Genomic DNA, 14696 nt, shown 5'->3' on the forward strand with positions numbered 1-14696 from the left:
GGACGCAATATGGCTGAGGTCATTTTAAATAAAGTTAACAAGAAGTTTGGCAAGGTACATGTCACCAAGGATGTGGATCTTCACATCGATAAAGGCGACTTTGTGGTGTTCGTTGGCCCGTCAGGCTGTGGTAAGTCGACCCTGCTTCGCTTGATCGCAGGTCTTGAAGATATCACCACGGGCGATCTGAAGATCGACGGCACAGTCTGTAATGATCTGCCACCACCGGAGCGCGGTATTGGCATGGTGTTTCAGTCCTACGCCCTGTATCCGCACATGACGGTTTACGAGAACATGGCGTTTGGCTTGCAACTGGCGAAAACCGAAGCCAAAACCGTGGACGAGAAAGTGCGCGAAGTGGCAGCGGCGCTGCAACTGGAACCCTTGCTGGAACGCAAGCCGAAAGAGCTTTCCGGTGGTCAGCGTCAGCGTGTGGCGATCGGCCGTGCAATTGTACGGGAGCCAAAAGTCTTCCTGTTCGATGAGCCATTGTCGAATCTGGATGCGTCGCTTCGCGTGCAAATGCGCATGGAAATCGCCCGTCTGCACGAACGTCTTGGCGCAACCATGATCTACGTGACCCACGATCAGGTGGAAGCGATGACACTCGCCACCAAGATCGTGGTGCTGGATGCTGGCCGTGTTGAGCAGGTGGGTTCTCCGCTTGAGCTATACAACCACCCAGCGAATACGTTTGTGGCCGGCTTCATCGGCTCACCGAAGATGAATTTCCTGACGGCGGATATTGTGGAAACCGGCGAGAAGACGACCCGCGTCCAAATCCACCGTGGTCAGGAAGTGGAAGTCTCTGCCAACACGATCGGGGCCAGCGTTGGCGATCCGTGTGTGATTGGGATCCGTCCCGAGCATATTCGTTTCGGCGAGAAAGATGCGATCCAAGAAGGTGGTGTGGAGCTGAGTGTGGTGGAGCAGTTAGGCAACGAGTGTCTGATGTACTTCAATACGCCACAAAGCAACGAGCCAGTGGTGATTCGTACTGAGGGGCAAACCAATATCCGTGCAGGGGATAAACGTTGTATTGAGTTCCCTGCGGATTATTGCCACCTGTTTGATCGCGATGGAAAGGCTTTCAAACGCTCTGTGGTGGGCGAAACCAAACCGTCACTGGTTGTGACCCCGTAATTAGCAAATAACCGCTTAAAACGTAAAAGAGGCAGGATTTTAATCCTGCCTCTTTATTATACCAATCGTAGTAAATATCTGCTCATCCTAGCTTGTTAAAATGCTCGATAACTGCGTTGAAAAATTTGATTGTAGAATAACTACTTATCGAAATTTTTCGCCTTGTTCTCGAGCATTTTTCCTGCGCTATTTCTGATCACCTACCTACTGTGATTGGTATTGTTTGCTAAATGGAAGCGAATCAGAGCGTTGAAGGGCCCGTACCGGAGTAGTGGATACCGGAAAGCTCTGCCATTTCCTTATTGAAAGTCGCCAGATCACTGTGAGTGAATTTACTCAGATGATCGTGGCCACAAGCGCGTGCCATCACCTGCATCAGATGGGTTGATGCAGTGAAGAAGTTGTAGAGTCGCTCGGAAGCTGCCTCCACATTCAGACGTTTGCGAAGCTCTGGATCTTGCGTTGCAATACCAGCCGGACACATGTTGGAATTACACATGCGCGCACCGACACAACCAATCGCTTGCATCGCACTATTGGAGAGGGCAATGCCGTCCGCGCCCAGAGCCAACGCTTTCACAAAGTCACTCGGTACGCGAAGCCCGCCAGTAATGATCAAGGTAACGTCATTCACGCCCTGTGCATCCAGGAAGCGTCTTGCGCGCGCCAGCGCCGGAATGGTTGGCACACTGATATGATCCCGGAATAGTGTCGGCGCAGCACCTGTGCCGCCGCCACGCCCATCCAAGATGATGTAATCAGCGCCTGCATCCAGCGCAAAGCCGATATCGGCTTCAATATGGTTAGCACTCAGTTTAAAACCAATAGGAATGCCGCCGCTTTCACGGCGCACTTCGTCTGCGATGCGTGCAAAATCCGCGGGTGTTTTCAGATCAGGGAAAGTGGATGGCGAAATGGCATCTTTCCCTTCTGGAATACCGCGCACCTGTGAAATCTTTCCATGGTTTTTGATGCCCGGCAGGTGACCACCTGTACCGGTTTTCGCACCCTGACCACCTTTGAAATGGAAGGCCTGAACATCGCGCACTTTGGAAAGCTCAAAACCAAACTTGGCACTTGCCAGCTCATAGAAATAGTGGCTGTTCGCTGCGTGCTCTTCGGGCAGCATACCGCCTTCACCCGAACAGATGCCTGTACCTGCTTTTTCCGCACCGGTTGCCAGTGCCACTTTGGCTTCTTCTGACAGCGCACCAAAACTCATGTCAGACACAAACAGCGGCGTGTCGAGTTTCAGTGGCTTCTTCGCACGTGGACCAACGATAAGCTCAGTGCCGACAGAAGCGTCATCCAGAAGTGGTTTCGTTGCCATTTGCGCCACCATGATCTGGATATCGTCCCAGGTTGGGAGTTGGTAGCGTGGCACGCCCATGGAGGTCATCGGCCCGTGGTGGCCAAACTTTTCCAGTCCTTCTTTTGCGAGCTGGTGGATCAACTCAACGTAAGGCTCTTCCTTGGTCGCTTTTGGCGAGGGGGAAGCGCTTTCTCTTTGAACCGGCGGCATTTCTTTTCCGACATCCGTATCTGCATAGCGGGTATGGGTGCCATCGCAGAAAGGCTCATTTCCGGTGTGTTTACAGGCGCAAAACCAAGCTTCGCCATCTTTGTCTGCCTTATAGGCCAGAGGCGTAAACTCCGTCCCGGCATGGGAGCCGTCACAATAGGGTTGCTTCTTCGAGCGTCCGCACCGGCAGTAGTAATATTCTTTACCTTTTCGAGCTCGACTTTGATTGGTTTGTTATTGGATACAACAGGGTCTGTCATGACTTACTCCTTTAAGCGACATTGCTTCAGACGACCAACGTGATTGGCGTTTTTCACGCCTATTTAGTATTAGTGTCGAAGATCGTTAGACGTAAGTATGGCCTGTTTTTCAATGCCTAACGTGCTACAAGGTTGAGGCAAACCTAAATTAGTTAGCTGCGATTAAGCTCGCCGACCCATGCTTGCCAGGGGAGAAGCTTCAGCACCCCATGATTTTCGGGCACTGCATTAGCCATGTGCGGAAGCGAAAGAGGTTTTGCTTCAGAGGGCAGGTTCAGCCTCACTGTTGCTTCATTGTTTGAGGCATTGAGTGCAATGATGAGGGTTTGCTCCTCATGGTGGCGTTCCAGCACCATCAGAGTCTGGTTGTAGGCCAGTACGCGGCAAGCACCATGCTGCATGGCGACATGTTGCTTGCGCCAAAGAAGCAAGGCGCGGGTAAAATGCAACACAGAGCTTTCATCCTGTTGCTGTTTATCGATGGCATATTCTGAATGCTTAGGATCGGCGGGCAGCCAAGGAGGTGATGCGCTGAAGCCAAGGTTCTCTTTGCTGCTTTGCCAAGGCATTGGTGTGCGGCATCCGTCGCGGCCAACATAATTGGCGATCACCTGCTTACCAAATAAATCCCTGCGCTGAGAAGGCGGGACATCGGCCTCTGGCAATCCCAGCTCTTCGCCCTGATACAGGCTGATCACCCCTTGCAGCGACATCAGCATAGTCAGGAGTAATTTTGCAGCCTCTGGCTGATTGTTGGCGTCCTGCCAGCGACTGACGGTTCTGGCAATATCGTGGTTTCCCGTGCTCCAGCAGCCTATGCCGGGATGCACCGACTTCATAAAATCATCGAGCTGCTCACCCACCTGTCCAACACTGTGGCAAAGACTCAGCGACTCGAACACATTGGCTGCATCCAGGGCGTCACCTTCACTGGTGTAGCGGTCAATCACGGCGTAAGGAGAGGGATCGCTCAAAGACCCCAGCAGCCACTTTTTATCGTCGTAACCATCAGCAATCACCCGAAGTTGCTTGAGCAGGTGAATGTTTTCCGGTCGGCTGATGTTATATCGCTGGCTCTGGTAACGATAGGGATCGGTACGGGCATCATCTTGCCAGCCCAAATGTCGGGGTGGGTTGTTGCGAAGCTTATCGTCATGAAGAAACAGGTTCACAGAATCTAAGCGCAGACCACTTACCCCGGTATCTAACCAAAACCGCACGCTTTTATTGAGTTCTCTCACTACGTCGGGATTGCGGTAATTGAGGTCAGGTTGGTTGCTTAACGTGTTGTGCAGATAGTACTGCCCGCGCGTGGGGTGCCAACGCCAAGCAGATTCTCCGAATATGGTTAGCCAGTTATTCGGTGGTGTGCCATCGGTTTTCGCCGGTGCCCAAATATACCAGTCCGCCTTAGCGGAAGTAGCGCTGGCACTGCTTTCAATAAACCAAGGGTGTTTGCTGGATGTATGGTTGGCGACAAAATCCAGCATCACGGAAAGCCCTCGGTTTTTGGCTTCCTCTACCAACTTGGTGAAAGTCTCCATGTCACCGTACTCGGTGTTGAGTCCGCGAAGGCTGGTGATGTCGTAGCCAAAGTCGCTAAGGGGAGATTCAAAGACAGGGGAAAGCAATATGCCATCAACACCCAGCCAGTCAAAATAGTCGAGTTTGTCGATGATGCCCTGCAGATCGCCGATGCCATCACCGTTGCTGTCATAAAAGCTACGCACATAAATGTGATAGAGAATAGGTGATGCGCTGGGTTTCATTGTTTTTGTTTTATTCCTTAACGGGTTAACCCTTTCAGCGTAGTGCAATTTGTCGGGCTTTTTGGGTGTTATCTTGCTTTACACTGTAAATACGGCGTCTAAATCCACGAGTTTTCATTAGCACTTAATTATCACCAAGTTGCAAAAACAAACTTTGTATATTTGGGGTTATCTCCAACGCTGTCTAAGATTTGAGTATTAGTCACAAATGTGAGCTTTTGACTTCCAATACTCAAGGTAGGACAGAGACATGGGACTTTTCGGAAACAGCAACGACAGCGTCATCAAGCAAGTACTGGACAAAGCCAACGATGCAGTGCTTTACACGGACAGTAAAAACCGTGTGAGCTACATCAACGCATCGGCAGAACGGCTTTTCAATATGTCCGCAAAAGATGCGAAGGGGAAAGATATCTCCTCATTCAATCTTGGAAGCCTGAATACAGGTTCATTTCAAACCCAGCTCAACGGTCAAGCTTGGGTGGAAGTGAATGTTTCCGAAATTACGGTTTCTGGTGGGAAAGGCTTGTCCGTCTTTGTTAAGGATATTTCCAAAGAGTTCGGTGAGCGTGAGCGAAACAAGCAAATGCTGGAGCAATCTGTTAATGCGGTGGTGTCAATCGATGGTCAGAACAATGTCACCTACATGAACCCTGCAGCAGAAGCCCTTTGGGGATACAGCGCAGATGAAGTTGTTGGAAAAAACGTGAAGATGTTGGTGCCAAAGGAAATCCAGCAGTTTCACGATACCTACGTGAACACCAACCGTCAGAGCCGTGTTGACATCATTGTTGGTACGAGCCGGGATGTCGAGTTAGAGCGCCGCGATGGTAGCCGGATTTGGGCGAATCTCTCCCTGTCGCGTGTCGAAGTCGGGAACGAAGTGGGTTATACCGCGTTTGCCCGTGACATCACCAAAGAGAAGCTTGCCAGTGAGGAAACCGAGCAGGTACTTCGTCAGGCTATTGATGCTGTGGTCAGTATTGATGCCGACAATAACGTAACCTTCTTCAACCCTGCTGCAGAGGAGCTATGGGGTTATTCGGCGGATGAAGTGGTCGGTAATAACGTGCGCATGCTGGTGCCAGATGAGTTTCAGGCCAACCATGATAACTACGTCAACACCAACCGCCGTACCGGCAACGACAAAATCGTTGGTAATGCCCGCGAGTTGGAAATGCAGCGAAAAGATGGCAGCCGAATCTGGGTGAACTTCTCGCTCTCCAAAGTCGATATCGGTGGCAATATCGGTTACACAGCGTTTGTCCGAGATATTTCTGCCCAGCGTATGGCACAGGAATCTATCAACCAGACCTTGTCACAGGCACTGGATGCGGTGGTCACCATCGATGAAAACAACATCGTGACCTTCTTTAATCCGGCAGCAGAATTGCTTTGGGGCTATTCGTCGGAGGAAGTGATTGGTCAGAATGTGAAGTTACTTGTGCCACCAGAAATTCAGTCTAACCATGACTCGCTCGTGAATTCAAATCGCGTCACAGGGAACGACAAAATTGTTGGTTCGAGCCGAGAAGTGCCCATCCACCGTAAAGATGGGCAGCTTTATCACGGCCTTTTGTCTCTTTCCAAGGTGAAGATTGATGGCAAAACCATGTACACCGCCTTCGTGAAAGATGTGACGGCTCAGGTTCAGCAGCGTGATGGCATGGGCGAAATCATGGATGGGGTGGCGAAATCCAGCTCAGAGATTTCCAATATTGCTAAGGTCATCGACGGCATTTCCGAGCAAACCAACCTGCTCGCACTGAATGCGGCAATCGAGGCAGCGCGTGCTGGTGAACATGGCCGAGGTTTCGCCGTGGTCGCAGATGAGGTGCGTCAACTCGCGACCCGTTCTTCTGAATCGACCAGTGAAATCAACCGTCTGTCTGACGATACGCAAAAGCTGCTTACCGAACTTTCAGAAGTCCTCAAAGTGGCCACAGGCCAGTAAAACTCAAGACTGGGGACAACTTGTCCCCAGTCTTAACAATGAAATAGTTTTCCTTCCTAACGCATATACCCTCTAGCGTACTGTATTCAAAGGCTTTGTGTTGTTCTGTGAGTCAATAAAGAGACACGCGAAAAGCGATGCTCTCCTAGACTTGTGGGGAGCACATTTTCAATTCCGGCTTGGCATATAAAAAGAAGCTGGAAAAGCGAGGACAACGTCATGGAAAAAAGCGAAACAGATATTGTTCAGGAAGGCGAGAAAGGGACGTTTGAGTGGCGTGCTTTCTTCTTTATCGCCGTCTTCCTGTTCCCCATTCTCAGCGTGGTATTGATTGGTGGATATGGTTTTCTCATCTGGATGAGTCAGGTGTTCTTTTTTGGCCCTCCGGGTCACGGCTAACAGCGATGCACATACACTGACCCAATCAAGAGCAAACAATCATGAAAGAATTTCTTAGAAAACTTTGGGCGACCATGCGGCGTCCTGCTACCAAAATCAGTCTCGGGACATTGACGCTCGGGGGCTTTATCGCTGGGGTGATCTTCTGGGGTGGTTTCAATACCGCGCTGGAGCTGACCAACACTGAGCAGTTCTGTATTTCCTGTCACTCCATGCGTGACAACGTATACCCGGAGCTGCAGAAAACTGTCCACTGGTCTAACCGTTCCGGTGTCCGTGCCACTTGTCCTGACTGTCACGTGCCGCACAACTGGACCGATAAAATCGCCCGTAAAATGCAGGCCAGTAAAGAAGTATTTGCTCAGGTCTTCGGTGTGATTGGCACGCGGGAGAAGTTTCTCGATAAGCGGCTGGAGCTGGCACAGCATGAATGGGCGAGGTTCAGTGCCAATGGCTCGAAAGAGTGTAAGGCCTGCCACAATTACGCCAGCATGCAGTTTGATAAGATGAGGCCAACGTCGCGCTTCCAAATGCAGCATGCGGCGCAAACCGACCAAAGCTGTATCGACTGCCACAAAGGGATCGCTCACGAACTGCCTGCGGAAATGGATTCAACCGGTGGCTTGATCGGTAAGTTGATTTCCCGCTCTCACAGCACAGACTTCAACAAAGGTGCGCCGATTTACAGCATCAATTTCCTGGAAATGTATGTTGATGAAGGCCTGCAACAAGATGGTGGTGTGCTCGAGCCTGCTTCTATGGTGACCATTCTTGAAGAGAACGACAGCGCGGCGAAAGTCACCCTCGCTGGCTGGCGTAAGATGAAAGGTTTTGGTCGTGTGATCTACGAAGACTTTGGCCTGAATATCGCCTCCGCCGCCTTGTCGAAAGAAGTGGCACAAAGCCAGACCGATATCCGCACTTTTGAAACCAAAGAAGACGACCTGACCGGCCTTACCTGGCAGCGCGTTGAAGTGGATCTTTGGGTGAAAAAAGCAGATTTCCTCGACACTATCGACCCCATCTGGACCGAAGCGAAACAGGCTTACGACACTAACTGTAGCTTGTGTCATACCCAGCCTGATGTGGCGCACTTTGACGCCAACACCTGGCCGGGCATGTTCGACGGCATGATGGGCTTTGTTAACTTTGATCAGGCAACTCAGGCTTTGGTGCTCAAGTACCTGCAGAAACATTCCAGCACCTTTGTAGAACACTGAGAGGGATAACAGGATGACAATCAATAGACGAACTTTCCTTAAAGGCATGTTGTCTGTCAGTGCAACGGCTGTCATTGGTCCCAGCCTTCTCGTTGCTACAGACGCACACGCCAATTCTGAATTGCTGGAGGGCACTTGGCGCACCTCTGGTTCTCACTGGGGTGCATTCCGCGCCCGTATCGTCGGCGGTGAAGTCGCCGAGGTGGTCGCGTTCAGCCATGACAAACACCCGACTGAAATGTTGGAAGGGGTGAAAGGGCTTATTTATAACCCATCGCGAGTGCGCTACCCCATGGTGCGCCTTGATTGGTTGAAACGTGCCGAAGGCTGGAACACCACACGCGGTGATAACCGTTTTGTTCGCGTGACCTGGGATCAGGCGCTTGATCTCTTCTATAGCGAACTTGAGCGCGTGCAGAAGACTTATGGTCCGTCGGGCGTTCTAGCAGGACAAACCGGCTGGCGTCAGACAGGTCAGTTTCACAGCTGTACGACTCACATGCAGCGCGCGATGGCGATGCACGGCTTCTTCGTGAAGAAAATCGGGGATTATTCGACAGGTGCCGGACAAACCATCATGCCTTACGTGCTGGGTTCAACCGAAGTATACGCGCAGCAAACCTCGTGGCAGTTGGTGTTGGATAATGCCAAGCAGATTGTGATTTGGGCGAACGATCCGGTGAAAAACGCTCAGGTTGGCTGGCAGTGTCCAACCCATGATGTGTACGGCTACTTCGATCAACTGAAAGACAAAGTTGCCAGCGGTGATATCAAGGTGATCTCGGTTGACCCTGTGGTCAGCAAGACCCAGAAATTCCTTGGCTGTGAGCATCAGTACATCAATCCTCAAACCGATGTGCCTTTCATGCTGGCACTGGCGCACACCCTTTACACAGAGGATTTGTACGACAAAGAATTCATCAAGATTTACTGCCTCGGCTTTGAACCTTTTATCGATTACGTCATGGGTAAAACCAAAGACAAAGTCGAAAAAACGCCGGAATGGGCATCCAAAATATGCGGCGTAGAAGCTGATCGTATTCGCGAGTTTGCCCGAATGCTAGCCAGCGAACGTACTCAATTGATGTTCGGCTGGTGTGTGCAGCGCCAGCAACACGGTGAGCAGCCTTATTGGATGGGGGCAGTACTGGCGAGTATGCTCGGCGGTATTGGCCTTCCTGGCGCAGGTGTTTCTTACGCGCACCATTACAGCGGTATTGGTGAGCCAGCGACAGGCGCTGCTGGCCCGGGTGGTTTCCCTCGAAACCTCGACCCCGGCATGGAGCCGAAATACAACAACAGTGACTTCAAAGGCTATGCGAGCACCATTCCGGTGGCGCGATGGATAGAGGCGATTGAAGAGCCGGGCAAAGTGATCAACTACAACGGCAGCAAAGTGAAATTGCCGCCGATCAAAATGGTCGTGGTGAGTGGTAACAACCCATGGCACCACCATCAGGATCACAACCGGATGAAGAAGGCCTACCACAACATTGAAACGGCTATCACCATCGACTTTGCGTGGACAGCGACCTGCCGCTTCTCGGACATTGTGCTGCCAGCCTGTACCCAGTTTGAGCGTAACGATATCGACCTCTACGGTGCGTATTCAGCGACGGGTGTCCTTGCTATGCACAAGCTGGTGGATCCGCTCTATCAATCCCGCACAGACTTTGAGATTTTCAAGGGTTTGACTGCCCGCTTTGGTCTGAATAAAGACAAAGAGTACGCGCAGGAAATGACTGAGATGCAGTGGGTTGAGAAGCTCTACAATGAATGTGTAACAGCCAACAAAGGCAACTTTGAAATGCCTGACTTTGAAACCTTCTGGAAGGATGGTTATGTCGGCTTTGGTAAGGGCAGTACTTTTGTCCGTCACGCTTTGTTCCGTGAAGATCCTGAGCTCAATCCATTGGGAACGCCTTCTGGCTTTATCGAAATCACCAGCCGCAAAATCGGCGGATTTGGTTACGAATACTGTCAGGAACACCCTATGTGGTTTGAGAAAGCCGAGCGCTCTCACGGTGGTCCGGGGTCAGAGAAATTCCCGATGTGGTTGCAATCCTGCCACCCGGATAAACGTCTGCACTCACAGATGTGTGAATCTCCCGCGCTTCGTGAAACCTACACAGTGCAGGGACGAGAGCCTGCCTACATCAACCCTGAAGATGCCAAAGCGCGTGGCGTGAAAGATGGCGATCTGATCCGCGTGTTTAACGACCGTGGACAACTGATTGCCGGCGCAGTGGTGTCGGATGATTACCCACCGGGTGTTATCCGTATTCAGGAAGGGGCGTGGTATGGCCCGACAGGCTCTGAAATCGGTGCGATTGATACCTATGGCGACCCAAATACCGTGACACTGGATGTCGGTACCTCTGAGCTTGCACAGGCTTGTAGTGCATACACCTGTTTGGTGGACTACGAGAAATTCAAGGGCGAGGCGCCAGCCGTGAATGCGTTCTCAGGCCCAGAGATTGTCTCTCTGTAACGCTGGGATCAAAACTGTCTAGAGAGCCGCAATTGCGGCTCTTTTTTTGGGTGCAATCTGACCCTTGTATACACTTTATTGAATATTGAAAGATAAAGGATATGCAATGTGCGGACGCTTTAACGTCACTGATGATCCTTATATGCATGCGCTGTTGGATAGCTTGGGCGTAGATTTAGGCCAACTTCCGATTAGGGTAAGTAACGACATTGCACCCACCGAAACGGTCAGTATTGTAGTGTCGAATGGGAAAGAGACGGTATTGAAAGACGCCTGTTGGTGGCTGCTGATGCACCATGAAGACGGACGTATTCGCCCACTCACCAAATACGCCAGCTTCAATACCCGTAGCGATAAACTCAATGTTAAAGGCAGCGCAGGTTTTGACGCTTTTCGCCAGACGCGCTGCATTATTCCGGCGTCAGGCTTCGTGGAAACCCAACAAGGCAACGCCTATGCGATGGATCCTGTTGGGAGTGCCATTGCGTTTGGTGGTTTGTTCCGGCGCTGGATTGATGGGACAACCGGAGAAGAAGTCTTGTCATGTTCAATCATTACTTTGCCGCCGCACCCTAAAATCGCGCCTTACCATGCGAAGTCGATGCCGTTAATACTGCCGCTCAATCCTGAAGTGCAGAGGAAATGGCTAGACTGTCCAGCCGCAAATGTGGGGGAATTAGAAGAGATGCTCTCACCGCAATTACCGCTGCCGCTAAGTGTGACGCCTATTGAAAAGGCGTCAGTAAGAAATGCGATAGGTGAAAGTGTTCACTTGGCGGCCGATTAAGCCGCCATTTTTGATTTCATAGTGTCTGCCACTATGTGTAACAGTGCCACCCAAGCGGCGCGAACTTCTGGCGTATATTCATCGCCCAGACCGACTTTCAGGGTATGCAGCAAGGCATTGCCCACCGGCGTAAAATGACTTTTCTTTACCCCGTAGCCTTCATGACGCTCTGCTAACTGATGCAACACAGGCACCAAAGACTCAAGGTCGTTCAGCCCATTGACCGCGGCATGAAGCATGGCCATCAGTTTTCTGCCCTGTTGTTTAATGTCCCCTTTAAAGAGCCTTTTAAGGGAAGGGTCGTAAGAGAATAAGGTGTCATAAAAAATCTCTGCAGCTTTAAGAGAAATGGGTTCCACCTTGCTAAAACTGGTTTGGATCAGTGTGATTTGTTGTTGTGTTAGCGACATTGCAGTATCCCTAGGTTCTGTCCTCGGACCTTTAATGGTGATGGTGCATTTTGTATGGATCTTTGTTCATATAAACAAGCGTAGAAAAACCTGCTCACATGTCCAATTGATAGCTGGCTCAATGCATCAGATCGCCAACAAAATGAAATACGATGTGTATTTGGGGAAGGAAACACAGTTTAAAGCCGATAATAATCAATAATAACGTTTTCTGTTGGCTATCCTTTTATGGCTGCGGTAGCTTGATAATGGAGAAAGAAAAGACTGCGTAAACGCGGCGACATGAAAAAGGAGAGACATGTTAAAGCTTGATGATATTTGCTTGCGACCCGCCCGGAATGATGAACGTGATCATTTGTGGCATTTCATTTATGTGCAAAACGAGTGGAAGGCACACGATGCCCCCTATTTTCCGCTCGAGCATCAATCCCGCTTTCAATTCCGACGTCATCTGTTTAAACGCCTGAAAGAAGCGCAAACTGCTATGGTGATTGACTACAACGGAGAGGCCATTGGTTACCTTTCCTGCTATTGGGAAGATCAGTCGACCCGTTGGTTGGAAGTAGGTATTACGCTTTTCACTTCCCAATACTGGGGAAAACAACTCGGACGTAAAGCGCTGACCCTTTGGATCACCCATCTTTTTGAGCGTTATGACGTCGCCCGTATTGGCCTGACAACCTGGTCGGGTAACCCGCGCATGATGAAATGTGCCGAAGCGCTTGGCCTTCAGGAAGAAGGGCGGATAAGACGGGTTCGCTACTTTGAAGGCAAGTACTACGATTCGCTCCGTTATGGGGTGCTTCGCGAAGAGTGGCAGGCGCAAAGTAAAGGCGATGATACACTTCGCTGTGTTGGATAGCTTTACACTGTAAACATGGAATCTCATATTCACTATCTACGCAAAGGGCAGGGGCGACCGCTCCTGCTTCTTCATGGCTTGGGTTCGAGCAGTGAAGACTGGCAGCATCAAATCGACGCATTCAGCGACCGGTTTGATGTGATTGCACCTGACTTCCCGCTGCACGGCGCCTCACCCGGCGACATTGATACCTTCAGTTTGCCGCAGTGTGCAGTCATCATTGCTTCACTGATTGAGAAGCTGGAACTTCGCGATGTGCTGGTGGTTGGGGTGTCAATGGGCGGCATGGTCGGTATTGAGTTGGCAACTCGATTTCCTAAGTATGTTGCGGGGTTATGTGTGGTAAATGCGCTGGCGGAATGTCGCCCTAGAAAGCTCAATGAATGGTGGATGCTGGCTTCAAGACGCTTTTTACTTAAGTTTGTTAGCGTCGAAACCATTGCCAAACTGATGGCGAAGCAACTCCTACCGGGAGATGGTCACGCCCAAACTCGGGATGAGGTGATCAGTCGCTGGTCGAAAAACCACAGGGAAAGCTACATTGCAGCCTTTAATGCCGTGGTGAACTGGGACGCTTTGAACAAACTTTCCAGGCTGAAATGTCCGCTGTTTATGCTGACCTCAGAGTTTGATTACACGCCCGTCGCGTCGAAAAAAGTGCTCGCTTATCTCTATCCTGATGGGCAATTCGCTTGTCTTCCCAATGCCAGACATCTTGTTCCGATTGAAAAGCCGACTGAGTTCAATGAAGTGCTCAATCATTGGCTGGTTGAACGAACCTAGCGCACCTTTCTCACCCCTTTAGATTGTTCTGCTTCACTCAACTGCTAGAATTCTCGCAACGCATTTCAAAGAAAGTGCGATATATATCCAAACGACCTGAATGCTGCATCTTCAAGTTGTTTGGGTATCTACCCAAACAAAAAAGAAACCAAGAGAGTCACCATGAAATTGGAAGCAGTCGACTTCAACGCGCCAGACGCGGCTGAACGTTTTGTTGAATCCCTGCGCTCAACAGGGTTTGGCGTTCTGAAAAATCACCCAATCAGTCAGGATCTGGTGTCGTCAGTGTATGAAAACTGGCAAGGCTTTTTCGATAGCGAAGAGAAAATGCAATATCGATTCAAGCCAGAAACACAGGACGGACTATTCCCGGCAGAGGTGTCTGAGGTGGCGAAAGGCCACAAGAAGAGAGACATCAAAGAGTTTTTCCATTACTACCCTTGGGGTCAGTGTCCGGATGATCTGAGAGATCAACTGCAAGGCTACTATGACGAAGCCAACGGTCTGGCGAAAACCCTGCTGGGCTGGATAGAAGAGCACTCGCCGGAAAATGTGTCGTCACTGTACTCGCAATCCCTGTCGAGCATGGTGGATGGCAGTGAGCAGACTTTGCTTCGCGTGCTGCACTACCCACCAATGAAAGGTGATGAAGATCCAGGCGCTATTCGTGCTGCAGCTCACGAAGACATCAATCTACTGACTATCCTTCCTGCGGCCAATGAGCCTGGCCTGCAAGTATTAGGAAAAGACGGCGGGTGGTTGGATGTGCCATGTGATTTTGGCTACCTGATTGTCAACATTGGCGACATGCTGCAAGAAGCATCTGGTGGTTACTTCCCATCGACCACGCACCGCGTTGTGAATCCTGATGGGGCGGACATGACCAAATCGCGCATTTCACTCCCATTGTTCCTGCACCCAAAACCAGAAGTGGTGCTGTCTGAGCGCTATACGGCCAACAGCTATCTAGTGGAACGTCTGCGCGAGCTGGGCCTGATCTAACGCTTTAATTCCAAGCTAAATTTATATACCCAAACTCGCTGAATCCTGCATCTTCAGGCTGTTCGGGTATAAGCCGGTGACACGATTCGTGCAC

11 protein-coding genes and 1 pseudogene are annotated in these 14696 nt (G+C 50.6%); 9 read left to right on the forward strand and 3 right to left on the reverse strand.

The genetic code is table 11. From position 1 onward, the window contains the following. Positions 1-9: 9 nt before the first annotated feature. The gene (locus tag G5S52_RS07850) at positions 10-1143 is read left to right on the forward strand and encodes an ABC transporter ATP-binding protein (protein ID WP_165012557.1); all 1134 of its coding nucleotides are present in this window, start codon (positions 10-12) and stop codon (positions 1141-1143) included. Between the two features lie 241 nt (positions 1144-1384). On the opposite strand, the pseudogene G5S52_RS07855 reads toward G5S52_RS07850, so the two are convergent. Both G5S52_RS07855 and G5S52_RS07860 read right to left on the reverse strand, forming a co-directional pair. Further along, positions 1385-2925, reverse strand: a pseudogene (locus G5S52_RS07855) (glutamate synthase-related protein). A 152-nt stretch (positions 2926-3077) separates the two neighbouring features. Continuing rightward, positions 3078-4694: an alpha-amylase family glycosyl hydrolase gene (locus tag G5S52_RS07860; protein ID WP_165012558.1), complete on the reverse strand. Its 1617-nt coding sequence runs from the start codon at positions 4692-4694 to the stop codon at positions 3078-3080. 250 nt (positions 4695-4944) lie between these two features. On the opposite strand from G5S52_RS07860, the gene G5S52_RS07865 reads away from it, so the two are divergent. The 5 genes from G5S52_RS07865 (at position 4945) to G5S52_RS07885 (ending at position 11545) form a co-directional block, all read left to right on the forward strand. Continuing rightward, positions 4945-6648 (forward strand): PAS domain S-box protein, encoded by a 1704-nt coding sequence (locus G5S52_RS07865; protein WP_165012559.1) that lies wholly within the window; start codon positions 4945-4947, stop codon positions 6646-6648. Between the two features lie 219 nt (positions 6649-6867). Further along, positions 6868-7047 (forward strand): periplasmic nitrate reductase, NapE protein, encoded by a 180-nt coding sequence (locus G5S52_RS07870; protein WP_046308195.1) that lies wholly within the window; start codon positions 6868-6870, stop codon positions 7045-7047. Positions 7048-7088: 41 nt separating this feature from the next. Next, positions 7089-8267 carry a pentaheme c-type cytochrome TorC gene (gene torC / locus G5S52_RS07875; protein WP_165012561.1) on the forward strand — a complete coding sequence of 393 codons (1179 nt, stop codon included), beginning with the start codon at positions 7089-7091 and terminating at the stop codon, positions 8265-8267. 13 nt (positions 8268-8280) lie between these two features. Then, a complete protein-coding gene (gene torA, locus G5S52_RS07880; protein ID WP_046308191.1) occupies positions 8281-10758 on the forward strand; it encodes a trimethylamine-N-oxide reductase TorA in 2478 nt (825 codons plus the stop codon). Positions 10759-10864: 106 nt separating this feature from the next. Beyond that, positions 10865-11545: an SOS response-associated peptidase gene (locus tag G5S52_RS07885; protein ID WP_165012563.1), complete on the forward strand. Its 681-nt coding sequence runs from the start codon at positions 10865-10867 to the stop codon at positions 11543-11545. On the opposite strand, the gene G5S52_RS07890 is transcribed toward G5S52_RS07885, so the two are convergent. Beyond that, entirely contained in the window at positions 11542-11955 is a 414-nt protein-coding gene (locus tag G5S52_RS07890) for a globin family protein (RefSeq protein ID WP_165012565.1), read from the reverse strand. The two genes, G5S52_RS07885 and G5S52_RS07890, sit on opposite strands and share 4 nt — an antisense overlap. A 298-nt stretch (positions 11956-12253) precedes the next feature. On the opposite strand from G5S52_RS07890, the gene G5S52_RS07895 reads away from it, so the two are divergent. The 3 genes from G5S52_RS07895 (at position 12254) to G5S52_RS07905 (ending at position 14602) form a co-directional block, all read left to right on the forward strand. Then, complete coding sequence (locus G5S52_RS07895; protein ID WP_046303930.1) at positions 12254-12817, forward strand: GNAT family N-acetyltransferase; 564 nt, start codon at positions 12254-12256, stop codon at positions 12815-12817. A 15-nt stretch (positions 12818-12832) separates the two neighbouring features. Then, positions 12833-13600: an alpha/beta fold hydrolase gene (locus G5S52_RS07900; RefSeq protein ID WP_165012567.1), complete on the forward strand. Its 768-nt coding sequence runs from the start codon at positions 12833-12835 to the stop codon at positions 13598-13600. A 162-nt stretch (positions 13601-13762) separates the two neighbouring features. Further along, positions 13763-14602, forward strand: a complete 840-nt coding sequence (locus G5S52_RS07905) for an isopenicillin N synthase family dioxygenase (protein WP_165012569.1) — start codon at positions 13763-13765, stop codon at positions 14600-14602. The last annotated feature ends 94 nt before the right edge of the window (positions 14603-14696 follow it).

This window comes from Grimontia sedimenti (assembly GCF_011045095.1).
In the GTDB taxonomy this organism is placed as follows: domain Bacteria; phylum Pseudomonadota; class Gammaproteobacteria; order Enterobacterales; family Vibrionaceae; genus Enterovibrio; species Enterovibrio sedimenti.